Annotated in this window: 22 protein-coding genes; 17 read left to right on the top strand and 5 right to left on the bottom strand. The window is 55.3% G+C overall.

Going from position 1 to position 25,623, the window contains the following annotated elements:
- The first annotated feature begins 25 nt into the window (after positions 1–25).
- From GRI39_RS00710 to GRI39_RS00675, 8 genes are all read left to right on the top strand, one after another.
- Positions 26–442, top strand: coding sequence for a secondary thiamine-phosphate synthase enzyme YjbQ (locus tag GRI39_RS00710; RefSeq protein ID WP_160737797.1), 417 nt, complete (start codon positions 26–28; stop codon positions 440–442).
- Positions 443–488: 46 nt separating this feature from the next.
- Positions 489–1,292, top strand: coding sequence for a transglutaminase-like domain-containing protein (locus GRI39_RS00705; protein ID WP_160737796.1), 804 nt, complete (start codon positions 489–491; stop codon positions 1,290–1,292).
- Between the two features lie 160 nt (positions 1,293–1,452).
- Positions 1,453–2,886, top strand: a complete 1,434-nt coding sequence (zwf, locus tag GRI39_RS00700; RefSeq protein WP_160737795.1) for a glucose-6-phosphate dehydrogenase — start codon at positions 1,453–1,455, stop codon at positions 2,884–2,886.
- Positions 2,879–4,690 (top strand): phosphogluconate dehydratase, encoded by a 1,812-nt coding sequence (edd, locus tag GRI39_RS00695; protein WP_160737794.1) that lies wholly within the window; start codon positions 2,879–2,881, stop codon positions 4,688–4,690. Before zwf ends, edd begins: the two co-directional genes overlap by 8 nt.
- Before the next feature lie 3 nt (positions 4,691–4,693).
- The gene (glk, locus tag GRI39_RS00690; RefSeq protein WP_160738546.1) at positions 4,694–5,686 is read left to right on the top strand and encodes a glucokinase; all 993 of its coding nucleotides are present in this window, start codon (positions 4,694–4,696) and stop codon (positions 5,684–5,686) included.
- Positions 5,683–6,312, top strand: coding sequence for a bifunctional 4-hydroxy-2-oxoglutarate aldolase/2-dehydro-3-deoxy-phosphogluconate aldolase (gene eda / locus GRI39_RS00685; protein ID WP_160737793.1), 630 nt, complete (start codon positions 5,683–5,685; stop codon positions 6,310–6,312). Before glk ends, eda begins: the two co-directional genes overlap by 4 nt.
- A complete protein-coding gene (locus tag GRI39_RS00680) occupies positions 6,309–9,101 on the top strand; it encodes a phosphoenolpyruvate carboxylase (protein ID WP_160737792.1) in 2,793 nt (930 codons plus the stop codon). Before eda ends, GRI39_RS00680 begins: the two co-directional genes overlap by 4 nt.
- Before the next feature lie 87 nt (positions 9,102–9,188).
- Positions 9,189–9,866: a L,D-transpeptidase family protein gene (locus GRI39_RS00675; RefSeq protein WP_246204798.1), complete on the top strand. Its 678-nt coding sequence runs from the start codon at positions 9,189–9,191 to the stop codon at positions 9,864–9,866.
- Between the two features lie 8 nt (positions 9,867–9,874).
- Here the strand turns inward: GRI39_RS00675 and tilS are convergent, their stop codons facing one another.
- The 5 genes from tilS to GRI39_RS00650 form a co-directional block, all read right to left on the bottom strand.
- A complete protein-coding gene (tilS, locus tag GRI39_RS00670) occupies positions 9,875–10,864 on the bottom strand; it encodes a tRNA lysidine(34) synthetase TilS (RefSeq protein ID WP_160737790.1) in 990 nt (329 codons plus the stop codon).
- Positions 10,830–11,762: a tetratricopeptide repeat protein gene (locus GRI39_RS00665; protein ID WP_343033263.1), complete on the bottom strand. Its 933-nt coding sequence runs from the start codon at positions 11,760–11,762 to the stop codon at positions 10,830–10,832. The genes tilS and GRI39_RS00665 overlap by 35 nt, the downstream gene beginning before the upstream one ends.
- A 121-nt stretch (positions 11,763–11,883) precedes the next feature.
- Positions 11,884–12,714 carry a helix-turn-helix domain-containing protein gene (locus tag GRI39_RS00660; RefSeq protein ID WP_160737789.1) on the bottom strand — a complete coding sequence of 277 codons (831 nt, stop codon included), beginning with the start codon at positions 12,712–12,714 and terminating at the stop codon, positions 11,884–11,886.
- A 132-nt stretch (positions 12,715–12,846) separates the two neighbouring features.
- Positions 12,847–15,117: a phosphoenolpyruvate--protein phosphotransferase gene (gene ptsP / locus GRI39_RS00655; RefSeq protein WP_160737788.1), complete on the bottom strand. Its 2,271-nt coding sequence runs from the start codon at positions 15,115–15,117 to the stop codon at positions 12,847–12,849.
- 194 nt (positions 15,118–15,311) lie between these two features.
- Positions 15,312–15,467 carry a YdcH family protein gene (locus GRI39_RS00650; RefSeq protein WP_160737787.1) on the bottom strand — a complete coding sequence of 52 codons (156 nt, stop codon included), beginning with the start codon at positions 15,465–15,467 and terminating at the stop codon, positions 15,312–15,314.
- A gap of 181 nt (positions 15,468–15,648) precedes the next feature.
- Here GRI39_RS00650 and GRI39_RS00645 point away from each other — a divergent pair, with 181 nt between their 5' ends.
- The 9 genes from GRI39_RS00645 (at position 15,649) to GRI39_RS00605 (ending at position 25,610) form a co-directional block, all read left to right on the top strand.
- Positions 15,649–15,846 carry a YdcH family protein gene (locus GRI39_RS00645; protein WP_160737786.1) on the top strand — a complete coding sequence of 66 codons (198 nt, stop codon included), beginning with the start codon at positions 15,649–15,651 and terminating at the stop codon, positions 15,844–15,846.
- 126 nt (positions 15,847–15,972) lie between these two features.
- Positions 15,973–16,440 (top strand): DUF1465 family protein, encoded by a 468-nt coding sequence (locus tag GRI39_RS00640; protein WP_160737785.1) that lies wholly within the window; start codon positions 15,973–15,975, stop codon positions 16,438–16,440.
- Between the two features lie 52 nt (positions 16,441–16,492).
- Positions 16,493–17,362 carry an MBL fold metallo-hydrolase gene (locus GRI39_RS00635; RefSeq protein ID WP_160737784.1) on the top strand — a complete coding sequence of 290 codons (870 nt, stop codon included), beginning with the start codon at positions 16,493–16,495 and terminating at the stop codon, positions 17,360–17,362.
- Positions 17,347–18,051: a DUF4230 domain-containing protein gene (locus tag GRI39_RS00630; RefSeq protein WP_160737783.1), complete on the top strand. Its 705-nt coding sequence runs from the start codon at positions 17,347–17,349 to the stop codon at positions 18,049–18,051. Before GRI39_RS00635 ends, GRI39_RS00630 begins: the two co-directional genes overlap by 16 nt.
- Entirely contained in the window at positions 18,048–19,049 is a 1,002-nt protein-coding gene (nadA, locus tag GRI39_RS00625; protein WP_160737782.1) for a quinolinate synthase NadA, read from the top strand. The genes GRI39_RS00630 and nadA overlap by 4 nt, the downstream gene beginning before the upstream one ends.
- Positions 19,050–19,176: 127 nt before the next feature.
- A complete protein-coding gene (locus GRI39_RS00620) occupies positions 19,177–20,466 on the top strand; it encodes a DUF2254 family protein (protein WP_160737781.1) in 1,290 nt (429 codons plus the stop codon).
- On the top strand, positions 20,463–21,785 hold the full coding sequence (locus GRI39_RS00615; RefSeq protein ID WP_160737780.1) for a DUF2254 family protein: 1,323 nt from the start codon (positions 20,463–20,465) through the stop codon (positions 21,783–21,785). The genes GRI39_RS00620 and GRI39_RS00615 overlap by 4 nt, the downstream gene beginning before the upstream one ends.
- 134 nt (positions 21,786–21,919) lie before the next feature.
- Positions 21,920–24,310: a TonB-dependent receptor plug domain-containing protein gene (locus GRI39_RS00610; protein WP_160737779.1), complete on the top strand. Its 2,391-nt coding sequence runs from the start codon at positions 21,920–21,922 to the stop codon at positions 24,308–24,310.
- 10 nt (positions 24,311–24,320) lie between these two features.
- A complete protein-coding gene (locus GRI39_RS00605) occupies positions 24,321–25,610 on the top strand; it encodes an aminotransferase class V-fold PLP-dependent enzyme (RefSeq protein ID WP_246204797.1) in 1,290 nt (429 codons plus the stop codon).
- Positions 25,611–25,623 lie beyond the last annotated feature (13 nt).

Here is a 25,623-nt window from a genome sequence, read left to right as displayed (position 1 = left end):
GCTGCAGAATGGCTACATCCTCCCCATGCGGCAAATACACACAACTCTTTCAATTGCGACACGTGGCCAAAGCCTGTGTGAATGCACCAGCGACATTGCAGAATGGATCGCGCAGAGCGGCATCAATGCCGGGTTGCTGACAGTCTTTTGTCAACACACTTCTGCGTCTCTTCTCATCAACGAAAATGCGGCCCGCGAAGTGCCCGGTGATCTGCTTCGCTGGCTCGACCGGGCCGTTCCGGAAGGCAAACATTACGCTCATGACGATGAAGGGCCGGATGATATGCCTGCACATATCAAATCCATGTTGACCGGCAACAGTCTGACAATTCCGGTCATCGCTGGCCGGATGGCGCTGGGCACATGGCAGGGCATCTTCCTCGCCGAACACCGGGCCATGCCGCATAGGCGGCGCGTGGTTCTGCATCTTTTGGGAGAATAAGAGACTTTATGCGAAACAAGCCACAGTTCTATGCGTTCGATTTCACATGGTCATAGATATATCCGCGCATTTCACCTTTGAGCTGAACGGGCCGACGGATATTCTGCTGCAATATGAAGCGGCGGAACTCCCCGAACAAAGTATCCTCTCCACCAATAGCCAGTTCGATACATCAGATTATTTTGCCCGTGTTGCAGCGCAGGACAGCATCGGCACACGCATCTGGATGCGCAAAGATGGCCATTGCGAAGTGGATTACAAGGCGCGCGTGGCAATCCACCGGATTACCGCCGATCTCTCTACGCTCGATATGATGGAGCAACACAAACTGCCCGGCGAAACGATTCAGTATCTCTTTGATTCGCGCTATTGTCCGGCGGAACGGTTCCACTCTTTTGTCGAAACCCAATTTGGCGACCTGACTGGCGGAGCCAAAATTGTCGCCATGCGCGATTGGGTCGCTGAAAATATGAGCTATGAGCCCGGCAGTAGCAATGCCAACACCACCGCACTTGATTCCTTCGTCGAACGGCGAGGAATCTGCCGGGACTATGCTCATGTCATCGTGACCATGGCACGAGCCTGCGGCTTTCCGGCACGTTATGTAAGTGTCTATGCTCCCGACGTTTCACCGCCAGATTTTCATGCCATTGCAGAGGTTTTCCTCGCCGACCCAGACGATTCGGGCAGCGGCACTTGGCATATGGTGGATGGGACATTCATGGCCGATCCAAGCAAGACCGTGAAGATTGGCGTAGGCCGCGATGCCGCTGATGTGAGCTTCCTTACCAGCTTTGGACTGTGCAACTTCAAGGAAAAGACTGTCACAACGGAAGTTTTCAGCGATTGACAGCGCAAGCCAATTGCGCGAACGGGAGTGTGCATTGAGGCGTATCGGCCTCTAGAAACATCACCAGTGCGCTGTTAAACCGTTTTGCACTGCAATAAAATTATAAAACACCCCATTCGTTTGACATGGGATTTGGGATCCTTCGGGAGATTATCTGGATATGACTTTCACTGCCGACCGCCTTCTCCTTTTCGGCGCAACAGGCGACCTTTCCCAGAGAATGCTGCTGCCTTCACTCTGCGCGCTGGATGCAGACGGGTTGCTTGCCCCTGAGTTGAAAATCATTGGCACCGCACGTTCTCAATTGTCGGATCTTGAGTTCCGCAATTTTGCTCGTGAAGCTTTAGAAAAATATCTGCCCGCCAACCGGCGCAGTGGCCTCGCTGACTTCCTCAACCGCCTGAGCTTTCAGCCGCTTGATGCGAATGACATGGATGGCTACGCAGCGCTGGCTGAAAAAGTCGGTGCTCCAGAGCGCGGCCTTGCGATTTTCCTGTCCACGGCTCCCAGCCTGTTTGAAGCAACCATCAAGGGGTTGCAACATGGTGGGCTTGCCGGAGACAATGTGCGGATCGGCCTTGAAAAACCTCTCGGTGTTGATCTCAAATCGAGCTGCGAAATCAATGATGCTGTAGCCTCTGCTTTCCCAGAAGATCGCACATTCCGGATCGATCATTACCTTGGCAAGGAAACGGTGCAGAACCTTCTTGCATTGCGGTTTGCCAATATCCTGTTCGAACCGCTGTGGAATGCCAACTACATTGATCACGTCCAGATTACCGTGGCAGAAACAGTCGGTTTAGAAAGCCGGATCGACTTTTACGACGATGCCGGGGCAATGCGCGATATGGTCCAGAACCATATGCTGCAATTGCTCGCACTTGTGGCAATGGAACCTCCCACCAGCTTCAAGGCTGGCGGCGTGCGGGATGAAAAGGTGAAAGTGCTGCGCGCGCTTCGCGAAGTGACCTCGGCAGAAACCGTCACCGGACAATATCGCTCAGGCGCTGTCACCGGACAGATTGTGCCGGGCTATGACGAAGAACTGGGCCGTGATAGCAACACCGAAACCTTCGTAGCCCTCAAAGCCCATGTCGATAATTGGCGCTGGCGCGGCGTGCCGTTCTACATGCGTACCGGCAAGCGCCTCTATCAGCGTAAGACTGAAATCGTCGTGCAATTCCGCGAAGTACCGCATTCCATCTTCGAAGGTGCGAAGACCGCGCCAAACAAGCTGGTAATCGGTATTCAGCCGGAAGAAAACATCTCGCTCACCCTGATGGCCAAAGTGCCCGGGCTTGATCGTGATGGGCTGACGTTGCGCCCCGTACCGCTCGACATTGCGATGCCTGATGCCTTCATTGGTGTTCATCGCCGCATTGCCTATGAACGCTTGCTGCTGGATCTCATCGAAGGGGATCAGACGCTGTTTGTCCGCCGCGACGAAGTGGAAGCGCAATGGTCATGGGTCGATCGCATTCGTGAAAATTGGACCAAAGAGAACCTGACACCCAAGACTTACAGTGCGGGAAGTTGGGGCCCAAGCGCAGCCATTGCGCTGGCAGAAAGAGACGGAGTAAGCTGGCATGAGTAAGCTACACCCAGTGGTGGAGCGCATCACGCAGCGCATCATCGATAAATCAAAAGATAGCCGTAAAACCTATCTGGACTTGATGGAGCGCGAAGGCGAAAAGCATCAAGATCGCAATGTAATGCCCTGTTCCAACCTTGCCCACGGCTTTGCCGCCGCTGGCGAGGATAAGGAATCCATCGCCACGAAGCGCGGCCCGAATATCGGCATCATCAGCGCCTATAATGATACGATTTCGGCACATCAGCCCTATGGCGCCTACCCTCCGCAGATGAAGCTTTATGCTCGCGAAATCGGCGCCACGGCGCAAGTTGCCGGCGCAACGCCAGCCATGTGCGACGGTGTGACACAAGGGCAGGACGGAATGGAGCTATCGCTCTTTTCCCGTGATGTCATTGCCTTGGCAACAGCGGTTGGCCTCAGTCATGCAATGTATGACAGCGTTGCCCTGCTCGGCATTTGCGACAAGATCGTGCCCGGCCTGCTGATCGGCGCTTTGCGCTTTGGCCATTTGCCAAGTGTGTTCATTCCATCAGGCCCGATGCCAAGCGGCATTGCCAATAAGGAAAAGCAGCGCGTGCGGCAGCTTTATGCTGAAGGCAAGGCTACCCGTGCTGAACTGCTGGAAAGCGAAAGCAAAAGCTACCACTCTCCCGGCACATGCACATTTTACGGCACCGCCAATTCCAATCAGATGATGATGGAGTTGATGGGCCTGCATATGCCCGGCGCGGCCTTTGTCCCGCCTGACACGCAACTGCGCAAAGCCCTTACACGCTCGGCAGTTCACCAGCTTGCAGCCATTACACGTGAGAGTGACGATTATCGTCCGCTCGCGAAATGCGTGGATGAAAAGGCAATCGTTAATGCTGTGGTTGGCCTGATGGCGACAGGTGGTTCCACGAACCATGCCATCCACATTCCAGCCATGGCTCGCGCTGCCGGTATCACGATTGACTGGACGGATATTTCCGAACTTTCATCGGTCACACCGATGCTTTGCCGGGTCTATCCTAATGGTTCAGGAGATGTGAACCATTTCCACGCTGCTGGCGGTATCGGCTATGTCATTGGCGAATTGCTCGATGCAGGGCTTGCCCATGAAGACATCATTACCGTGGGTGGCGCAAGCCTGCGCGATTATGCCAAGGAACCAATCTATGACGGTTCTGAACTAATCTGGCGTGATACGGGTCCAAGCGGCGATGAAGAGATGCTTCGCCCGGTGGCGCAACCGTTCCAGTCCGATGGCGGAATGCGGCTGGTCGAAGGCAATCTTGGCCGTGCTTGCTTCAAAACCAGTGCCGTTGAAAAGGAACGCTGGACGGTCGAAGCACCCTGCCGGATTTTCAAAACGCAGGAAGATGTCTCCAAAGCATTCGCGGCTGGTGAACTCAACCGCGATGTTATCGTCGTGATGCGCTTTCAAGGCCCGCGTGCGAATGGGATGCCAGAATTGCATAAATTGACACCACCGCTCGGCGTGTTGCAGGATCGTGGCTACAAGGTAGCACTCGTTACTGATGGCCGGATGTCGGGTGCCAGCGGCAAAGTGCCCGCAGCCATTCACTGCACGCCTGAAGCACTCGGTGGCGGCCCGCTGTCTCTCCTGCGCGATGGTGACATCGTCCGCATTTCGGGTGAGGATGGCACGCTTTCCACTACCGCAGACCTGTCCACCCGCGAGCCTGCAGAAGCGCCCGAACCAGAACAAGGCATGGGCCGCGAATTGTTCGGCATGTTCCGCAGCAATGCCGATGGTGCTGAACAGGGCGGCTCAGCCATGCTTGCAATGGGAGGCATGTAAGTGATGAGGGGGCAGGTAAGCGACCTCGTCGCACTTGATATTGGTGGTACCCATGCACGGTTTGCGTTGGTGCGTTTTGGTGATGATGGGGCCATCATCATGGATGATCCCATCACATTGAAAACAAGCGACTACGTGAGCCTTCAAACTGCATGGGAAGAATTTGAAAGGCAGGTTACAGGGCCTGTTCCGCGTGCCGCAGCACTAGCGATTGCCGGCCCCGTAACGGGCGAAACAGTGCGTCTGACGAACAATAGCTGGGTCATCCAGACAGGTTCACTCGATAAGCAGCTTGACCTTGATCGTGTGGTTGTTCTCAATGATTTTGCAGCGGTAGCCCATGCCGTCGCTCGCGTGCCAGAAGACCAGTTTCTGCATCTGAGCGGCCCTGATGAGCCACTACCCCAAAATGGCACGGTGAGTGTTATTGGACCGGGCACAGGGCTTGGCGTCGCCCATTTCAAGCGCGTGGATGGCCAATATCATGTGCAGGCGACTGAAGGCGGGCATGTCAATTTTGCGCCCGTAGATCACGTCGAAGATGCTTTGCTAAAGCGCCTTCGCAACCAGCATCGCCGCGTTTCAGTGGAACGTGTGGTGGCTGGCCCTGGCATTGTCGAAATCTATGAAACCTTGGCCTCGCTGGAACATCGTAGTGTGGAACAACTCGATGACCGCACTGTGTGGGAACGCGGTCTGGCCCATACGGACAATCTGGCAGTTGCCGCGATCGAACGCTTTTGCATGGCTCTTGGTAGTGCATCGGGAGATTACGCCCTGTCCCACGGTGCCAGTGCAGTGGTGATGGCGGGCGGTCTTGGTTATCGGATTCGCGATACGCTGCGATATTCTGGTTTTGCCGAACGCTTCCGCTTCAAGGGCCGTTACGAGCCGTTGATGGCCAATATTCCCGTCAAATTGATTACCCATCCCCAACCGGGCCTGTTTGGCGCGGCCGCTGCTTTCCAGCGCGAACATTTTTTGGAGACAGTATGAACGCTGCAACCCCAGCCCCAATAGAAAAAATCATGCTGACAGCGCCGGTAATTCCCGTGCTGGTCATTGAAGATGTTGCTCACGCTTTGCCTTTGGCCAAGGCGTTGGTCGCTGGCGGCCTCAAAGTGCTGGAAGTCACCTTGCGCACACCCGCAGCGCTTGAGGCCATTGCGATCATGAAACAGGTTGAAGGTGCCATTGTTGGTGCGGGTACCGTCACCAACGAAGCTGAATATCGCGCCGCTATGGATGCAGGTAGCGAATTCATCGTTTCCCCCGGCCTGACCGAAAAACTCGGCACTGCAGTGATGGCTGACAATACACCCTTCCTTCCCGGCATCGCCAATGCTGGCGATATCATGCTGGGCATGGATCTGGGCCTTCGCCATTTCAAATTCTTCCCTGCTGTGGCCAATGGTGGCATCCCGGCCCTCAAAGCGCTGGCAGCACCTTTCGGCCAGTGCAAATTCTGCCCTACTGGTGGAATTAGCCTGCAAAATGCCCCGGAATGGCTGGCGATTGATCCGGTATTATGCGTTGGAGGAAGCTGGGTAGCCCCGAAGGGCGAGCCCGATCCAGCCCATATTGAAACTCTTGCCCGTGAAGCTTCAGGATTGGCCAGATGAAAACAGTCGGAGAGTTACTCGATCGCCTGCAGGAACTGAGGGAGCGGACCAATGAAACACCGCTTTTCAATCCTGTATTTCAGCTATCGCTGGACCTCTCTCGATTACTGGAATCCGGAGAACGAAGTCTTGAAGATTTCGAAAACTGGATTTCCGAACTGGAATGCGACGCATTGCAGAGCCGCGCCGCCCAATTGCGGCGGCTCGTGCAACCGGTGAAGCCAGAGGAGAATACTTCTGGCTTCACAGCAATGCTTACCGAAGCAAGCGATGACCTGGCGACGTTCAGGCAGCGCTGGGAAAACCCGCAACTTCATGCCGTATTTACAGCTCACCCCACTTTTCTGCTGACACCGCAAGAGAGTGAAGCCGTGGCCACCAACGCGGCCATGGGTGGTGACATTGATGAAAGCGCGTGCCCTGTTCCCGGAGAACGCCCCGCAGTAACGCTGCGCTATGAGCATGACCGCGCGATGCAAGCCATTGCGCAAGCTGCCGGCGCCCGTGATCGATTGGTATCACTGCTGCTTGAAAAGGCACAGAAAAGCTGGCCTGAGGGATGGCAGAAGTTCAGCCCATTACCCTTCCGCTTCGCCAGTTGGGTCGGATATGACATGGACGGACGAACCGATATAAAATGGTTCGATTCCATTGGCTTCCGGCTCTCCGAAAAAGCTCAGCGTTTACAGCGTTATCTGGTGTCTCTCGAACAGATTGACAGCGACCATCCCCTTTTGCGCGAGTTGCGCCCCGCAACTGCTTATGCGCAAGAACGGGCGCAGGACTTTTCAGCCGACCTTTCCGATCCTGCCGCCCTGTCTGTCGCGGCAAACCGGTTGACAGCGACCGATCCGCGCAAGCTCCTCTCGCTCTCCAGCTATATTGATCGGCTTGAAGAGGAAGCCAACACCACCAGCGACGGTCCACGCGCCATTAAGCTTAAAACCCTCTCCGCAGCCATGCGCGCCGATGGGTTGGGCATGGGCTGGGTTCACTTTCGAGTAAATGCCAAGCAGCTTCACAACGCCATTCGCCGCCGGCTCGATGATGGCCATGGCAGCGAGCTGGACTTGTCAAGCAAAGGTGCCATTGCCCGGCTTCGTAAAGCGGTGGAAGAACTCAAGCCACTGCGCACGAACTTTGGCAGCTTGGCGATTGAAAGCAGTACCGCGATCCGGCAATTCCTCGTCATGGCGCAGATTTTGCACCATGTAGATGCAGATGCACCGATCCGGATGCTCATTGCCGAGTGTGAAGAGCCTGCAACCATTCTGGCCGCACTCTATTTCGCGCGTTTGTTCGGTGTCGATGACAAGGTGGACGTGTCACCCTTGTTTGAGACCGAAACGGCGCTTGAACATGGTGGGCGCTTTCTGGATGCGCTTTTGGCAGAGCCAGTCTATCAGAACTATGTCCGCAAACGTGGTCGTGTCTCTATCCAGACAGGCTTTTCCGATGCTGGCCGGTTTGTGGGGCAGATACCAGCCAGCCTTGCCATTGAACGCCTTCAGGGGCGCCTGGCAGACGCGATGAAGGAAAATGGTCTCACCGATGTAGCCGCATTGATCTTCAACACTCATGGCGAAAGCATGGGTCGTGGCGCACATCCCGAAAGCTTCGAAGATCGTCTGGCATGGCCGCTCAGCCCATGGGCACGGCGGCGCTTCGTGCGCGCAGGTATAAGGCTGGAACCAGAGGTCAGTTTTCAGGGCGGCGATGGCTATATGTTCTTTGCCAACCCCGAATTGGCGCTAGCCTCCCTCACCCGCATTGCTGAAATTCGTCCTGCCGAAACCGAGACTGATCTTCCACCAGACCCCTTCTATCGCCGTACTGATCTCAGCCTCGATTTCTATCGCGCGATCCGTGATCATCAGCATGATCACCTCGAAAGCCGCACCTACTCTCGTGCCGTGACGGCTTTTGGTTTGGGGATGCTCAACTCTACCGGCAGCCGTGTTTCACGCCGACAATCCGACCTGTCGGCAGACCGTGAAATGAGCCTGCGCCAAATTCGCGCGATTCCACATAATTCCATTCTCCAGCAGCTTGGCTATCCGGTGAATGTAATTTCTGGCATCGGCAGCGCGGCAGATGGCAAATATGAAGAAGTTGCCCAACTCCTGAGCAGCAGTGAGCGAGGAAAGCAGCTTATCCGCCTTGCTCGGGCCGCAAATTCACTGGCCAGTGTTAAAACGGTTGCTGCCTATGGCGAACTGTTCAACTCCGCCTATTGGGCCAGTCGTCCCTATCGCGGGACGGAAAGCTACTTGTCAGAACCGTGTGAAGCCTTGAGCGAGTATCTCGTCAAGGATGACCGGATGGGTGTGTTTCGCCGCCTCGCTTCACGCTTACGGGTCGATGCGCTGAAACTGCACCGCTTACTGGAACTGATCCCAACTGAAACATCGCTGGCTGATCGCGAACCGGTTCGCCGCGCGATTGGCGTGTTGCAAGCCGTACGCCTTGCCTTGTTCCAGCACATGTTCATCCGGGTGGTATCGATTCCTGCCTTCAGCCGCGCCAATGACATCAGCCGGGAAGACGTGCTGGAAATGGTTTTCACTCTAAGGGTAGACGACGCATTGGCCCAGTTGCGCCGCGCATTCCCCACCGAATTCCCCCGAATTGAAGATTTCGATCTTACAGAACCCACCGATTATCCCGATGGTGATGACGCAGGCTATGACGCAATTCGGCGCGACTATATCGATCCGATTGACCAAGCCTATGCCCTGTCCCGCAGGATCACCACTGCCATTGCCAATGAATTTGGCGCACATGGTTAGAGTAAGATTGTCTCTCTAGGGGACCGTTGCGCGGCAAGGCTTGGCGAATAGGAAAATCGCGCTGATAGTAAGCCCATGGACAGAGCGATGAAATGGATTCTTGGCGCCACCTTCGCAGTGGCGCTGGGACTTGGCGCGGCATTTGTCGCAGGGCGCAGCGTATCGCCCACACCTGCCGCTACGCCGACTATTTCCTCTGAGGTGAAGCGTTCAGAAGACGCGAACGACGTTCTCGCCACGTCTATGAAACCGGAGCTGGAAGCAGCTTCAACCAGCGCGCCGGCAATAGATGCTGATCACCCCTTCGTGATCAAGCGCATTCTTCCAATCGAAGGGCCTATCAAATATGGGCAATGGTATTGGGATGATAGTGACGTACCCGATGGCCCTATCGTTATTACGGTCGATCTTGATGCCCGTGTAATTTCCGTCTTTCGTGACGGGTATGAAATCGGCGCATCGGCTGTTTTGCTTGGGACACAAGATCACCCCACCCCACTTGGCGTGTTTCCGATTCTGGAGAAGAAGAAGGATAATTATTCCTCGATCTATGATAACGCCCCGATGCCTTACACCATGCGCCTCACTTGGGATGGCGTGTCGATCCACGGATCGAAAGTCCAGAATGGCTATGCCAGCCATGGCTGTATTGGCGCACCAAATCCCTTTGCTGCCAAGCTTTTTGCGATCGCTAAAAAGGGTGACAAGGTCATCATCACAAAAGGAAAAACCGCCACCATCGGTGATCCCCTCATCATCAACTGATGACCAGTTTAAGGCCCCGCAATCCGGCGAGGGGGTTCCTTGCGGAAGGTCCAGGCGCCATTTTCATTGCGCGCGATCACACCGCCAAGGGTCGAATCCTTCCCATTTTGCAGCCGCATGACCAGAGCTGCCAAAGCGCCACCGCGTGGATTTCCACCTAGCAGCGTAATTGCCCTGAGCACCACCCGCATCACCACTAGTTTGGGGCTATGGGGGCGATAGCGAATGACTCCACCCTCTTCGACTACCACCCGTTCCTTCCACTCGCGATCGGATGCCCAAGCGAGCACTTCCTCGGCATCAGCGAGATGACTGGCACTTGCAGCCAAAGCCTGAGGTTGCAGCCAATCAGCTTCCGCTAATGCCTGCCGAATACGGACACGATCAAATTGCGGGTTAGCATTGCTGGGGTCATTCACCGCATCAAGGCCAGCGGATTTCACTATCTCTGCCAGTTCAGAACGCCGCCAAGTGATCAGTGGCCGTACCAAAGCAAGCTTTGTGCCCGGTACGACACCGCGCGGGCGAACACCCGCTAGTCCATTAATCCCACTGCCCCGATTAAGCCGCATAACCAGTGTTTCTGCCTGATCGTCAGCATGGTGAGCAGTAGCAATGGCCCCCAGATCACGGCGCTTCATCCATTTCGCAAAAGCAGCGTAACGGGCGCGCCTTGCGCGGTCCTGCACATTTCCCGCCCCCACCGTCACGCTGATCATTTCGCACGGAATATTATGAGCGGAGCACAGTTCCTTGACCATCGCGCATTCACTGGCACTTTCCGATCGCAATCCATGGTCAATAGTTGCAACCTCAATCTTGCCAGGCATCGCAGCCTTCGCAAGCAACAACAGTGCGAGGCTATCAGGCCCACCTGAAACAGCGAGCCCCAATCGCTCCCCCTCTGGCCACAATCGCGCTAGATCACCCGTAAACCGGGCGATCAGGCGATGTGGCAGAGCCTCACTTACAGGTGACGCTGGAACGGTTAGTGTCATATTGCTGTTTCAGACGCCCTGTTGCCAGAGCAGGATAGGTGTCTCCAAATTCAGCCAGAGCGATACACGCGCGGTTGGTATCGCCCATTTTGATCATCGATTCAGCGAGATAAAGCAGACTGTCCGGTGCGCGAACGCCTTGCTTATCTGACTGATAATTTTCAAGGAAATAAGGGGCAGCTTCCCGAGGTTTATTGTCATCAAGATAGGCACGGCCAAGAAGGTTGCGGCCATAGCTTGTGCGCCAATGGGACGGATATTTCTTCAGGAACAAAGCAAGTTGCTGCTCAGCTTCAGGAAAAAAACCTGCGTCCCAAAGACGATAGCCATAGGTGTATTCGTCATCCCCTGCGTCATCGGTTGACGGCTTAACAATCGCTTTAACCGCGTCCACCCGCTGCTGGCTAGGAGCCGCTGCAACGGGCTGTGTTGCCGTAGGCTTTGCCGCAGCACTTGAACTGTTTCCTGGAAGGGGCATCACCCCAACAGGTTCAGACGAGGCAGATGTCGCTGCTGCGCGTTCAGCAGTCATCGCTTCCAACTGTGCTTGCAGCTTATTGATCTTGTTGGAATTTTCCTCGCTCCGCGCGGTCAACTGCGTGAGCTGATTTTCCAGCGCATCCAGACGCGCGAGAATATCCGTAACAACTGAGGTAGAGGGCGTTCCGATCGTCTGGGCTGGCTGCGCAGGGGCAGTGTTCACTTCAGGCGTAAAATATTTGGTTCCCCCATCGGGGAAGACTTTGCGCTGCAAAGCAGTCACTTCTGCCTCAAGCTTACGGAGCCGCATATCGGCGTCCTGTGCTTGGGCGGCAGATGGCATAACAGTCCCGCTCACCGCGACTACTGCCAAGGCAGCAGCCAAAGCGCGTGGCCTTGCCCATCCGGAGATAATCACTGGCAACTCTCCTGTAATCGGATCAATAGCTATTCTGTGCCATGCCTTCCGACAACATCGGCTGAACACGGATAAAATGATAATGCCAAGCAGCAATTCGCTTGTCGAGTTGCTGTTAACCTTAATCTGTGGGTGAAGAGACCTTTTCCGCAGAGTTGCGAGCCATCAGTGCCTCGGGGCTTACTTTCACATCACGCATGACCATGTCATCTTCCGCCAGACGGGGAACGTCCTTGCCGCCTATCGTGATAGACAAAGCATCAGGGCGGCCAGTCCATATCTGCGGATCTTTCGCGTCAGCAGGCACAGTGTAGCTTTCACCCTTGGACATGATCTTTTGCATCAGTTGTTGGCCATCGCCATCGTAAAATTTAACCCACACGTTATCCTCCATGGCAGTGAACACAACCGGTCCATCGGCAACAGAGGTAGCGGCAGGCGTTGACACTTTCCCACCCTTAACTTGTGACGCATTGGCTACTGCGGTTTTTGCCCCTTCCTGCTCTGTAAGCGGAGGTAACTCACCCGAAGGTGCGTAAATTGGCTTCAGAAATACGAAACCTGCAATCAGCAAAGCGATAACGGCAACCACAGCCACCCAGCCAAGCTTGGCAGAAGGTACACGAGCCGGATCACCGGGTTCAAAATGCGCAGGCCTTGGCGGAGTGTCAGGCTCCTGTGCTTCCAATTCCGAATTGACCTGAGCGACCAGTTCATCCTGATCCAGCCCCAACAACTTGGCATAAGTACGCGTGAAACCGAAAGCATAAGTGCGGCCCGGTAAATCGGAAAAGCGGCCACTCTCCATGGTTTCCAGATGTCGTAATGGAATGCGGCTGTCCTTGGCAACATCCTCCAGCGAAAGGCCCTGCTTCTCCCGTTCGGCGCGCAAACGCGGCCCGGCATGATCAAGCTGCAGTTCAGGTTCTGATTCAGAGTGTTCGTCTACCATTTTACATCCGCTAGAGGCGCCTGACCCGACACGAGTCACCTGCCTGCAAAAATGACGGGGCCAACCAACCTGTCAAGCAGCCCCAACTGGGTTCTAAGGCCATTTGTCTTTGACCTTCACTCAGGTAAACCCCTAATCGACTTCAATATTTCTTTCTGTAGCCCATTGCTGCAAAGTTTGCCGCATATCGGCTGGTGGATTTGCCAGCCACCCTTTCATCGCTTCTCCGATTTCGCGCGTATCGATCTTGCAGACCAGCTCTTTGATCTGCCCCACCGCCGCCGGGGTAATGGACAGCCGGCGGATACCAAGCCCGATCAAAGCCAGTGCTTCCAAACGGCGTCCGCCCATTTCACCACACACGCCAAGATCAACCGGATAATCTTTCGCAATATTCACTACACGCTGCAAAAAGCGTAAAATTGCAGGGCTGAGCCAGTCGTAACGTTCCGCCAACTTGGGGTTTGAACGATCTGCTGCCAAAAGGAACTGCGTGAGGTCATTGGTACCGATGGACATAAAAGACAGTTTGGGCAGCAATTGATCGAGCATTTCTGCAAGCGACGGCACTTCCAGCATCACGCCATAGCGAATGGCTTCGGGCAAGATACGTTTCTGACCTTTAAGAAAAGCAACCTGCTTTTCAAAAATAGTCCGGGCAGCTTCAAACTCCCAAGGTTCGGAAACCATCGGAAACATGACATTCAATGTGCGCCCCGCCGCCGCTTCAATAAGCGCTCTGGCCTGAACCTTGAGTAATGCTTCACGCTCAAGCGCCAAGCGCAGCGCGCGCCAACCCATGGCAGGATTTTCATCTTCCCGCGAAGTTTCATTGCGGAGATAAGGAAGCGATTTATCACCGCCAATGTCCAGCGTTCGGAATATAATCGGCTTGCCATCAGCCCCATCCAGCACATCTCGATAGAGCCGTGCCTGCCGCTCCCGTGCAGGCAGCGCAGCAGAGACGAGAAACTGGAACTCAGTCCGAAACAGCCCAACTCCATCGGCACCAATCAGGCCCAGCATGGGAATGTCATCGCGCAACCCGGCATTCATCATCACTTGAATGCGTTCACCATCAAGCGTGACCGGCTTAACATCACGCAATTTGGCATATTCAGCCTGCCGTTCCTGGGAACGGGCGAGCCGCATGCTGAAGGATTCCAGCGCATCAGCAGACGGGCGAATGACCATCGAACTGACGGTTACATCCAGCAGTAATTCGTCCCCCTCTCTCACCAACGCGCGCACATTGCGCACGCGGCCTAGAACAGGAATGCCCATTGCCCGTGCAACAATCACGACATGCGCCGTTAGCGACCCTTCTTCCAGGATCACACCTTTCAGGCGCCGGCGATCATATTCCAGCAGTTCCGCAGGACCGAGATTCTTCGCAATCAGGATTGCATCTTCACGCAATGCTCCACTGGCTGCTGTGCCCAACTGCCCTGATACAATCCGAAGCAAACGGTTCGCCAGATCTTCCAGATCATGCATCCGGTCTGCCAGAAGGGGGTCGTCAATCTCGCGCATTCTCATGCGTGTGCGCTGCTGCACACGCTCAATAGCAGCTTCGGCCGTCAGCCCGGAATCGATGGCTTCATTGATGCGACGTGACCAGCCTTCATCATAGGCAAACATCTTATAGGTCTCGATGACCTGTTCATGCTCACCTTCCACGCCAAATTCAGCTTGGCCTGACATCAGCTCAATCTGCTCGCGCATCTTATCGAACGCCAGATAGACACGCTGGCGCTCCGCCTCGATATCCTCCGCCACAGTTTGCTCGATCGTAATGCGCGGCTGATGGAAAACCGCATGTCCACGAGCAAGGCCCTTAACCAGAGCAAGACCAGTGAGAATTTCCTGCCCGGAATGGTTCAGCGACAGCCCGTCCATTCCTTCTTCATCCACCAGCCCGGCATTCTGAATCATTTCAGCCAGAACCATGGCTACAGTCTGCAACGCCTCAATCTCGACATCGTCATAGCGGCGCGGATCAAGATGCTGGACCGTCACCACACCAATCGCACGCTCTCGCCGAACGATGGGCACGCCAGCAAAGGAATGGAATTTCTCTTCGCCTGTTTCTTCGCGATATTGAAATTCAGGATGAGCCGCAGCATGGGCTAGATTGAGTGTCTCAACATTGCGTGCGATTGTGCCTGTCAGCCCTTCACCCACCCCCATTCTAGTAACATGGACAGCGCTCTGATTGAGGCCGCGGGTCGCGTAAAGCTCCAGCATCCCCTCACGCAGCAGATAGATTGAGCACACTTCGCTATGCAGTGCTTCACCGATTATATCGACAACCTGATTGAGCTTGCCCTGCGCGTGCATACGCGATGCCATCAGTTCATGTAACTGGGTCAGGATAGAACGGGCTGCGACAGTTGCGGACATATTATCCGCCTATAGCATGGCAAGAGTTTTGGGAATAACTACTGTTCAAGAGTTTTCTAAAACATCTCATCGGCGCAATGTCTTTAACAAAAGCTCAGCCTGAATAATATTCGTATATTGCACCGAGGCATAATGACAAGGAGCGCCTCACCGGCACTAACCAGTGAAACGCTCCGACTAACGCTCAAGCAGACTTAGCTTGACGCGATCTCTTCCTTGATTCGTAATTTCTGTTTTTTAAGAGATTGAAGCACGACCACATCCGGCACCGGTCTATTCATTTCATCACGCAATTTCTGTTCAAGCCCTTGATGCTTGGCATTTAGAGCAGTGACATGTGACGTAATCATACGCTTCTCCTTGGGTTGAGTTGCTCCCTCGATGTACCCCTTTGCGCGACTCACTTATTGTTATTGAGCCTCGCGATTGTCATCAAAACATAATACTTCTAGGGCCGCAAATACCATCGCGTCGAATAGGGTGTGAACGGCGATAAACTGCCGGCATTGATGATGAGGAATGAACCGCGCAATGACCGAAGATGAGATGCGCAAACGCCGTACTGCGCTCTTCATAGAGCATCGTGACCTCGATGCAGCGATTGAAGCACTGAGCGCCTCTGACAATAAAGATCAGTTGCAGATTGCCCGGCTCAAGAAGCGCAAACTTCGCCTTCGAGACCAATTATCGATCATCGAAGACTACTTAACCCCTGATATCATTGCATAATCAATCAGGAGATGTCGGTACAAAGTAAGCATTTGCCCCATCTTGGGTGCGCTTCAAAACCCTGTATCAGGCTAGCTGAGAACAAAACAGTTCCGCAAATCTCATCCTGATAACGGGTCGCACCGAATGAAAAAGCACACAATGAAACTTCATGCCACCATCATCGAATCACTTTATTTGGAAGCTATTACGCTTGCTGAAGAGGCACGCGTAGTCTTTGAATACTCTGATATCATTGACAATTCTGATGACATCGAAAGAAGTGTCGCACTGGCGCGCCAGATTACACGCAGTCGAACTTTACTGATGAATGTACTGGCTTGGCTTTTGAATCATAAAGCCTGCCTGGACGGGGAATTGAGTGAGCAGGAATTACGCCACTATTGCCGCCTCAAGAAACCAACCTATCTCTCTGAAAAATTGCCAGAAATATTCCTTCTGCCACAGGAAATGCAGGATCTGGCACAACACATCACAGCACTGCATAACCGCGTTGAGAGGTTGGATATGCGTGCCTCGCTGCCTTTAGCAACCCCGCTCCGTCTGCGCAGGTTACCGCAAAATTTCGCGCCTGAACTGATCGCTCTACCGTAAGAAACCCGCACAAACGCTCGACTTTTCCGGGGCCAAAGCCCATAGGCGAGCCATGGCAATGCCCCCGAAACCTTGGCCCACTGGCCTGTGTGAAGAACTGGAACCCATGGTCCGCCGGGTGCTTGCGCCCAATGGCTCGCCCTATACCTACACGGGAACACAAAGCTACCTGATCGGGACACAAGAGGCACTGACGGTGCTAGATCCCGGCCCAAATGACGCAGAGCATCTGGCCGCCCTCACCGCCGCTATCGGAGCGGCTAAAGTGGTCGCCATCACCTGCACCCATACCCATCGGGACCATTCACCAGCCGCCGCTCCTCTTTCCCGGATGACCGGCGCACCGATCATAGGATGCGGTGCGGTGATGTTGCAAAGTGATGAGCCGCGCGCCGATGCGCCCTTTGATCTCGAATATCGCCCTGACCAGGTGCTGGAAGATGGCGATAGCCTTTCCGGCCCCGGCTGGACACTGAAGGCAGTGGCGACACCGGGCCATACTTCCAACCATCTGTGTTTTGCACTGGAAGAAAGCGGCGCTTTGTTTACCGGCGATCATGTCATGGCGTGGTCCACCAGCGTGGTTGCGCCGCCTGATGGGGATATGGCTGATTACCTTGCCAGCCTCGACAAACTCTATCAGCGTGATGATCGGATTTATTACCCTGCCCATGGCCCTGCGATTACAAAAACGCGGCAATTGGTGCGCGGCATGATCGGCCATCGCCGCCAGCGCGAACGGCAAATTCTGCGCCTGTTGGAACAGCAACCCCATATGCTGAGCGATATGGTTCCTCTGATGTATAAGGGGCTGAGCGAAAGACTGCTTCCTGCTGCAGCACAATCTGTCAAAGCCCATCTTCTCGATCTGGAACGTAGGAGCTGTGTGGTTCGTTCAGGTGATCTATGGACAATAAACTAACGCCTTCGGAAACGCCCATCCGTCAAACATCTGAACTGGCGCCCGAAGTGGCACCGGAACGGCAGAAGTCCCTCGCGCGGATTCAGGCCGTGCCCTGGCTGCTGTTCATTGCCATGCTGGGACTGGCTGCATTCTTCGCATGGCGGGCCTATGCGCCTGAAGACATTGGCGATCCGCTGGCCACCAGCATCACCGCATTTGAAAAGCAGAACAAGCTGACCGTTTTCTCCGCCCAGCTCTCCCCCGTGGTGGCATCGACCGATAGCCGCCTGTTCGGAGCGATTCAGAGCAGGCAAGTTGCCGTGATCCCGGCACGGGTGAATTACACGCTTGATCTGTCCCAAGTGGATTCCAGCCGCCTTTCATGGAATGAAGCCAGCCGCACATTGAATGTGGTGCTGCCGCCTGTTCAGGTAAGCAAGCCCAATCTGGATGAAGCACGGGCACAATATTTGCGCGAAGGCATTTGGATCAGCCGCGATGCGCAGGATAAATTGACTCGCGACAACACCCGCCTTGCTGAACAACAGGCGGTAAAACAGGCGGCCAATCCAGTGTTGATGAATTTAGCACGGGTGGCTGCCAAAGAAGCCATTCACCAGAATTTGGCTATACCTCTCGAAGTAGCAGGCTATGGGGATGTCACAGTGAATGTTCGCTTCGATGGGGAAGAAGAAAGCAAACCATGAGCGTCGAGACAAAACTCCCGACTGGCACCGATCTGCGCGCCGAAATTGATCGGCTGCGCAAGGAACGCAATGCCGTCATCCTCGCCCATTATTATCAGCGCCCTGAGCTTCAGGATCTGGCTGACTTTGTGGGAGACAGTCTGGAACTGTCCCGCAAGGCCGCTGATACCGATGCCGATGTGATCGCCTTTTGCGGTGTGAAGTTCATGGCCGATACGGCCAAGATTCTCAGCCCCGAAAAGATCGTGGTTCTGCCGGATATGAATGCCGGTTGCAGCCTGGAAGACAGTTGCCCGCCGGAAAAGTTCAAAGCCTTCCGCGAAAAGCATCCTGATCACATCGCGCTGACTTACATCAATTGCTCAACCGAGGTGAAAGCCCTGTCCGATGTGATTGTAACCAGTTCCAGCGCAGAAACCATTTTGCAGCAGATTCCGGAAGATCAACCGATCATCTTCGGGCCGGATCGCCATCTTGGCGGCTATCTCAACCGCAAATTCAACCGCAATATGCTGCTATGGCCCGGTGTCTGCATCGTGCATGAAGCCTTCAGCGAGCGCGAATTGCTGAAGCTGAAAGAGCAATATCCCGATGCGCCGATTGCAGCCCATCCGGAATGCCCACCACATATTGTGGACCACGCCGATCATGTCGGCTCGACCAGTGCAATTTTGCAATTCGCCAAAACTTTCAGCGGCGATACGCTGATCGTGGCAACGGAACCGCATATCATTCATCAGATGCAAAAGGCGCTGCCGGAGAAGAATTTCATCGGTGCACCGGGCGCAGATGGCAACTGCAATTGCAATATCTGCCCCTACATGGCGCTTAACACCATGGAAAAGCTCTACACCTGCCTACGCGATCTCGAACCACGGATCGAGATTGAAGAAGGCCTGCGCCTTCGCGCCAAGCGCAGCCTTGACAATATGTTAGGCATGGCTGCTGGCACCATTGGCCAGGGCGATCTTGGCCGTATCCGCGCCGAAGGTCAGTAATTTTTAAACCGCCGCTCCTGCATGTGCAGGGGTGGCGGATAGAGATTGAAGCCCAGCCTCCGGGCACTTCTGCTTCCCCGGCGCATTCCCTTAGCTGACGAGACGGTTGAACCAAGGGGATTGGCGCGTGGCGCGCAGGGCATCGCTAAACGGCGTAACATCATGGGCATTGCACCGGTTGGTGGCCAATTATTGGTCACTTCCGATGGTGGCAGTGCTGTTTGCGCCCTTGTTTGCGCTGCTCACGATCTGGTTCGACCGCGAAGGAGCAACCGCTTGGTTGCTGGACCATTCGCTCACCCCCATTGCCAGTGCTGAAACGGCCAAGGAAGTTGTCAGCACCGCCGTTGCTGTGGGCGCGGCTTTTATCACGCTTTACTTCTCGATCACGCTGCTGGTTTTGACGCTGGCGGCGGGCAATCTGGGCGTCCGCCTTGTGGAGCGTTGGCTGGACAAGAGCATGGTCCGCATCGCGATGAGCGCGCTGGCCTTCAGCCTTGTATATGCACTTATTGTTCTAGCCGCTGTCGATCCGGCAGCCCCAATGCCAAAATTGCCGCTGCTTTCGATCCTGCTGGTCATTGGCTTTCAAGTCGCCATGATCGGGTTGATGGGAGTGGCCTTGCATGATCTGGGCCGCACCATGTTCATCGATACATCCATTGAGATCATCGGCCATAATTCCGGCAAGACGATTGTGAATGTCGTGGGCGCGCCTGCCCATCAAGGTGATTGGGCAATGGAAGTGAAGGCCCCGAGCACGGGCTATATCGAAGGCATCGATACGGATCGGCTGAATGAAAGGTTGGGCAGAAGTCCGGGGAAATTGCGCTTTTGCGTGGCACCCGGCGCGCATGTCTTGAAGGGCGAACCGATCCTGCAGCTTGAGCGCGAACAGGACTGTGAGAAAGAAGCCATCAAATGCATCGCTATCGGGGATTACCGTTCCAACGGACAAGGCCCGGTGTTTGAAATTCGCCTGCTGGTGGAAATTGCTGCGCGGGCGCTGTCTCCCGGCATCAACGACTTTTATACTGCCCTCACCTCTGTTGATGCGCTGACCGATGCCATGGCAGGTCAGGCTGATAATTGGGTGGATGAGGGGCTTACCCCGCATCATGCCGAAATTTCGCATTTCGAATTGCCGGGGCAGGATTTTGCCGGATTGTTCGCCGCCCCGCTGGCGCAGTTGCGTCAGGCAGCAGCAGATTACCCTGCCGTATCGGTGCGGATGATTGACAATTATACCCGATTGATCCGGCAGTTTCGCCAAGGGGATGCCCCATTGGGGCTTATGGTATTTTTGAACAATAAAGCTGAACGTCTGGCCACCCATACCATCAGCAAGGCTGAACTGGATGCAGACCGGGATGATCTGATGGCCGCGCTTGCCCGTTGTCAGGAGGCATTTACGTGATTAGCAGAGTCCGCGAAATCTGGCGGCGGTTGAATGCCAGCTATTGGTTCTACCCAGCGCTTTTTGCCCTGAGCGCTCTGCTCCTGGCACTCACCACCATCTGGATTGATCGCACCGGCCGGGCGGACTGGATCAACGACATTCCCGCAATCCACACGGCCCGCCCCGATGGTGCGAATACGCTGCTCAGCGTGATCGCCAGTTCGATGATCAGTGTGGCGGCAACGGTGTTCTCGATCACCATTGCGGCTGTGGCCTATGCCAGCGGCAATTATGGCCCGCGCTTGCTGACCAATTTCATGGAGGACCGGGGTAACCAATTGAGCCTCGCCACCTTCATCGGCACCTTTGTCTATGCGATCACCGTGCTGCGCACCGTGCGTGGGGAGAATGAAAGCGCTGGCTTCATGCTGGCCGATCATGATGCCCTGCCCGGTTTCGTGCCGCAATTGTCGCTGCTGGTGGCCTATGCGCTGATGGGCCTGTCGATCATGGTACTGGTCTATTTCCTCAACCATATTCCAGCCTCGATCCGGGTGAACACCGTGCTGGAAGGAATTGGCCAGCGTCTGCTCAAAGGCATTAAAGACCGCTTCCCCGGCGATAATCGCGGCGAAACGCCCCTCGCCCGGCCAGAAGGCCATCCCATTGCAGCAGCAGGGTCAGGCTATGTGCAATTTGTCGATTTTGGCCAATTGCAGAAAATAGCCGAGCGCAAAGGCGGCAAGCTCGTGCTGGGCCTGAGACCGGGTGATTTCGTACACCCCGGTGTGCCACTGGCATTCTGGTGCGATTTTTCCGCGATTGATGAATCGCCCGATGAAGAGATTCGTGATTGCTTCTCGCTCGGCGGAATGCGCACGCCGGGACAAGACATCCAGTTCCTGATTGATGAGCTGGTGGAAATCGGCTGCCGCGCCCTTTCTCCCGGTATCAACGACCCCTTCACTGCTGTCACGGTCCTGCACTGGCTCGGCGCGGCCACGGCGGAATTGGGTAAGCGCGATTTACGAATGCGGTTTGGCGAAGCTGAACGGCCCGAAGATGATCTGCTGGTGCTGCTGGATGATGATTACAATCACTTCCTGTTTCGCGGCTTTGGAGCCATCCGCAGCGCCGTAGCGGGTAACCGCATCGCCTGCCTTGTGATGTTCGATGCGCTGGCCAATGCTTCTGTCACACTCAATGATGAAACACGCAAAAGCCAATTGCAGCGCGAAGGTGACTTACTGATCGCACAGGCTCGCGAATTTCTGACCGGCCCGGCCATGGATGATGTCGATGCCCGCTATGTCAGCTTTTGTCATCGGATGGAGTGAACTCGAACGCTGGCCAGCGCAGCCGCAACTGATTTGTAATAAAGTATTCTATTTGCCGCCAATCAGAAGCAACGCTGTCATGAATCGTTCCTAAAGGCCCGTTTCAGAACTTCAGGGTCCAGGGAAATCATACCATGCGTTTCAAGTTTGCCCGCATTGCTGCGGCGCTTCCGCTTATCTATTGTGCACCAGCCTTTGCTGCCACTGACAGCGCCGATACAATGGCCAGCGAGGCCAATGCCGACCTTAACCCGACGATCATCGTCACCGGCACGCGCGAAGCCACGCGCACGCAATTCGATACGATGGCACCTGTCGATGTGCTGAGCGCCGATGCCGTGAAATCCAGTATATCGGATGACCTTTCCGATACGCTGGCGCAATTGCTGCCAAGCTTCAACGTACAGCGCCTTCCGGCAGCCGATGGGCAAGCCTTTGTCCGCCCCGCCACTTTGCGCGGGCTGTCACCCGATCAGACCCTGGTGCTGGTGAATGGCAAGCGCTATCACCGCTCGGCCCTGCTGGGCGGGCGCGGTGCGCAGGCAACCGACCTCGCCTCCATCCCCAATTCCGCCATCAAGCGCATCGAAGTTTTGCGCGATGGCGCATCGGCGCAATATGGCTCGGATGCGATTGCCGGGGTGATCAATATCATTCTCGATGACGAACCGGGTATCAACGGCACCGCCCAGTTTTCGCAATATTATAAGGGTGATGGCACAAATTATCAGGGTGCTCTGCAAGCAGGCTTTGCCCTTGGGGAACGCGGCTCCATCGTATTTTCGGGCGAATATAACAAGTCCGATGCCACGTCGCGCACCCGCCAGCGCGCCGATGCGATTGCCTTTCAGGAAGCCCACCCTGAGCTTGACGTTCCCAATCCCGTGCAACGCTGGGGTCAGCCGGACCTCGAAACCGTGCGCGGCGCAGTCAATGCCCATTACGATGTAACCGACAGTGCACAGCTTTACGGCTTCGGAACGGTGAATGACGGCAATGGCGTGACCGACTTCAACTGGCGCAACCCGGCCAACACCGGCAATGTGTTCAAGGACACAGACGTCTTCCCCGGCTTCAATTTCACCAGTATTTATCCAACTGGCTTCACCCCCCGCTTCGGGACGGATTTCAACGATATCCAGACCGTTGGCGGTGTGCGCAGTGCCGACCGTGACTCTGCCTTCACCTATGATCTGAGTGCGAGCTGGGGCCGCAGCCGGATCGAATATAAAATGGATGAATCGCTCAATGCCTCGCTTGGCCCGAAGAGCCCGACCAGCTTCTACCTCGGCCGGCTGGAGCAGCGCGAATTCAACCTCAATGCCGATTTCGTCTATCGCCTTGATGCAGGTGGTTATGCCCCGATCAACGTGGCGTTTGGTGGCGAACGCCGGGTTGAAACCTATGGCGTTTCCGCGGGCGATCCAGCCAGCTACGCCATCGGCCCCGGTGCAGCTGTTGGCCTGGCCGCCAATTCCAACGGCTTCCCCGGTTTCAGCGACAAGATCGCCGGCGAATGGAACCAGACCAGCTACGCTGGCTATGGTGACCTTGAATGGCAACCGGTTGAAATGCTCACCCTCGGCGCTGCCGGGCGTTACGAAGATTTCTCCGAATTTGGCAGCAAGTTCACTTATAAGCTTTCTGCCCGCGCGGCATTGAGCGACGCTTTCGCTTTGCGCGGCACCTATTCCACCGGCTTCCATGCACCGACACCGGGCCAGCTCAACACCTCGCGCACGACGCAGGGCCTCGACACCAGCACGATGACGATCTTCACAGCGGGCCGCTTGTCACCCAGTGATCCAATCGCCGTAGCGCTGGGGGCGAAACCCTTGAAGCCAGAAACATCGAAATCGCTGACATTGGGTTTCACCGCCCAGCCCTTCAGTGGATTGTCTGCCAGTGTCGATCTTTACCGGGTCGATGTGAATGACCGTTTCGGCCTGTCCAAGAGCTTCTCCGTGCCAGCCGGAACCCCCAACCCCAATGGCTATACCTCGGTCAATTACTATACCAATGACTTCGCCACCCGCACGCAAGGGGTGGACCTTGTGCTGAGCTACATGTCCCGCCTTGGCGATGGCACGATGAAGGCGACATTGGCCTATAATTACAATGACACGGAAGTGCGCAATGGCCTGTCCTCCACCATCGGCAGCGAAGACCAGAAGGAACGCTTCGAAAAAGGGCTGCCCAAACATAACGCCACCGCATCGCTGGGCTATGACATTGGCCGGTTCGGCGTGCTGACCAAAGCGCGTTATTATGGATCCTGGACCGACTATTCCGACAATGCCAATGGCCAGATTTTCCAGGATTTCGGTTCGATGATCCTGGTCGATCTTTCGGTAAAATATGACCTGACAGATAATTTCACTATTCGCGCAGGTGCCGAAAACCTGTTCGACGCCTATCCTGATGAAGCGACCTATCAAGCCGTGCGCGGGCTGATTTATTCACGAAACGCCCCTTATGATACAGATGGCGGGCAGTATTATATCCGCCTGGGTTTCCAATTCTGAGGACGATCGTTTGACACTCAATCGCAGAATGTTCGTGAAAGGGGCGGCGCTGACAAGTGCCGCCCTTGCCTCTTCCGATTTACGTGCTGCATCGCCAGCAGCGCTAGCCGGAAAACCTGTTGCCGATAATGAAGCCTATTGGGCTAAAGTGGCAGCGCATTACGATGTCACCCAGGAAGTGATCCAGCTCGAAAATGGCAATTGGGGCATGATGGCCCGGCCTGTGCTGGATGCCTATAAGGGCCACCTTGAGCGGGTTAATCGCGACACCAGCTATTATACACGTCGCAAGTTTGGGCATGATGCGATCGACGTGCAACTGCGCGTAGCTGCTATGTTGCGGGTGGACCCGAATGAGATCGTCTTCACTCGCAATGCGACAGAAGCGCTCAAAGCCCTGATTGGCGGATATAATCAGCTAAAGCCCGGTGATGCAGTGCTTTATGCAGATTTGGACTATGATTCCATGCAGAGCGCATTGGTGTCCAAAGCCAGGCAAGCAGGCGCGCGCATTGTTCGTATGACGATGCCTGAACCGGCGGACGGTGCCGCTGTGATTGATGCCTATGTGCAAGCGTTCGAAGCCAATCCTGATCTGAAACTGGTGCTGCTGACCCATCTTAGCCACCGGACCGGCCTGGTGATTCCAGTGCACGAGATCGTAAAGATCGCGCGTGAACGTGGGATCGATGCGATTGTCGATGCGGCGCATAGCTGGGGCCAACTCGATTTTGCCCTGCCTGATCTCGATGCCGATTTCGTCGGCCTCAATCTGCATAAGTGGATTGGTGCACCGCTTGGCGTGGGTGCGGCCTATATCCGCCAGTCACGACTATCCGCGATTGATCCTGATCCAGCCGATACCAGCCATGATATCGATCGAATTTATTCCCGCGTTCATACCGGCACGACTGATTTTGCCGCCCTCCTCAGCGTGCCCGATGCGCTGAATTTTCGTGAGACTATTGGTGCCGCCCCGATCCAGCTTCGCCTGCAATATCTGCGTGACCGCTGGGTCAGCCAAGTGGCGGATGCGCCCAATATCCAGGTGCTGACGCCGAACGATCCGCAAATGCACGCCGGGATCACATCCTTCCGCTTTGCCGGAAAAATCAGTGTTGAGGATAATAAGGCCGTGGCCAAGGCCCTGCTTGAACGCCACGGGATTTTCACCGTTCACCGCGATGGCGTGGATGGCGGTGCATGCGTGCGCATCACTCCGGCCTTGTTTAACAGCGCCGATGATGTGGATGCTGCGGCCAAAGCTCTGCGCGAAATGGCCAGCAATTTGCCCGTTTAAAATTCAAGGGCGG

Source organism: Altericroceibacterium indicum (assembly GCF_009828105.1).
In the GTDB taxonomy this organism is placed as follows: domain Bacteria; phylum Pseudomonadota; class Alphaproteobacteria; order Sphingomonadales; family Sphingomonadaceae; genus Altericroceibacterium; species Altericroceibacterium indicum.
The sequence above is the reverse complement of the archived record's forward strand: the minus strand, read 5'-3'. Positions and strand labels throughout refer to the sequence as shown.

Coding starts and splice junctions, on each gene's coding strand:
- GRI39_RS00630 (WP_160737783.1), top strand. CDS start 17,347: ATGGACAATAAACTAACGCCTTCGGAAACGCCCATCCGTCAAACATCT.
- GRI39_RS00710 (WP_160737797.1), top strand. CDS start 26: ATGCGGCAAATACACACAACTCTTTCAATTGCGACACGTGGCCAAAGC.
- GRI39_RS00610 (WP_160737779.1), top strand. CDS start 21,920: ATGCGTTTCAAGTTTGCCCGCATTGCTGCGGCGCTTCCGCTTATCTAT.
- nadA (WP_160737782.1), top strand. CDS start 18,048: ATGAGCGTCGAGACAAAACTCCCGACTGGCACCGATCTGCGCGCCGAA.
- GRI39_RS00635 (WP_160737784.1), top strand. CDS start 16,493: ATGGCAATGCCCCCGAAACCTTGGCCCACTGGCCTGTGTGAAGAACTG.
- tilS (WP_160737790.1), bottom strand. CDS start 10,864: ATGACACTAACCGTTCCAGCGTCACCTGTAAGTGAGGCTCTGCCACAT.
- GRI39_RS00645 (WP_160737786.1), top strand. CDS start 15,649: ATGACCGAAGATGAGATGCGCAAACGCCGTACTGCGCTCTTCATAGAG.
- edd (WP_160737794.1), top strand. CDS start 2,879: ATGAGTAAGCTACACCCAGTGGTGGAGCGCATCACGCAGCGCATCATC.
- GRI39_RS00705 (WP_160737796.1), top strand. CDS start 489: ATGGTCATAGATATATCCGCGCATTTCACCTTTGAGCTGAACGGGCCG.
- ptsP (WP_160737788.1), bottom strand. CDS start 15,117: ATGTCCGCAACTGTCGCAGCCCGTTCTATCCTGACCCAGTTACATGAA.
- GRI39_RS00675 (WP_246204798.1), top strand. CDS start 9,189: ATGAAATGGATTCTTGGCGCCACCTTCGCAGTGGCGCTGGGACTTGGC.
- zwf (WP_160737795.1), top strand. CDS start 1,453: ATGACTTTCACTGCCGACCGCCTTCTCCTTTTCGGCGCAACAGGCGAC.
- GRI39_RS00640 (WP_160737785.1), top strand. CDS start 15,973: ATGAAAAAGCACACAATGAAACTTCATGCCACCATCATCGAATCACTT.
- glk (WP_160738546.1), top strand. CDS start 4,694: ATGAGGGGGCAGGTAAGCGACCTCGTCGCACTTGATATTGGTGGTACC.
- GRI39_RS00680 (WP_160737792.1), top strand. CDS start 6,309: ATGAAAACAGTCGGAGAGTTACTCGATCGCCTGCAGGAACTGAGGGAG.
- GRI39_RS00660 (WP_160737789.1), bottom strand. CDS start 12,714: ATGGTAGACGAACACTCTGAATCAGAACCTGAACTGCAGCTTGATCAT.
- GRI39_RS00650 (WP_160737787.1), bottom strand. CDS start 15,467: ATGATTACGTCACATGTCACTGCTCTAAATGCCAAGCATCAAGGGCTT.
- eda (WP_160737793.1), top strand. CDS start 5,683: ATGAACGCTGCAACCCCAGCCCCAATAGAAAAAATCATGCTGACAGCG.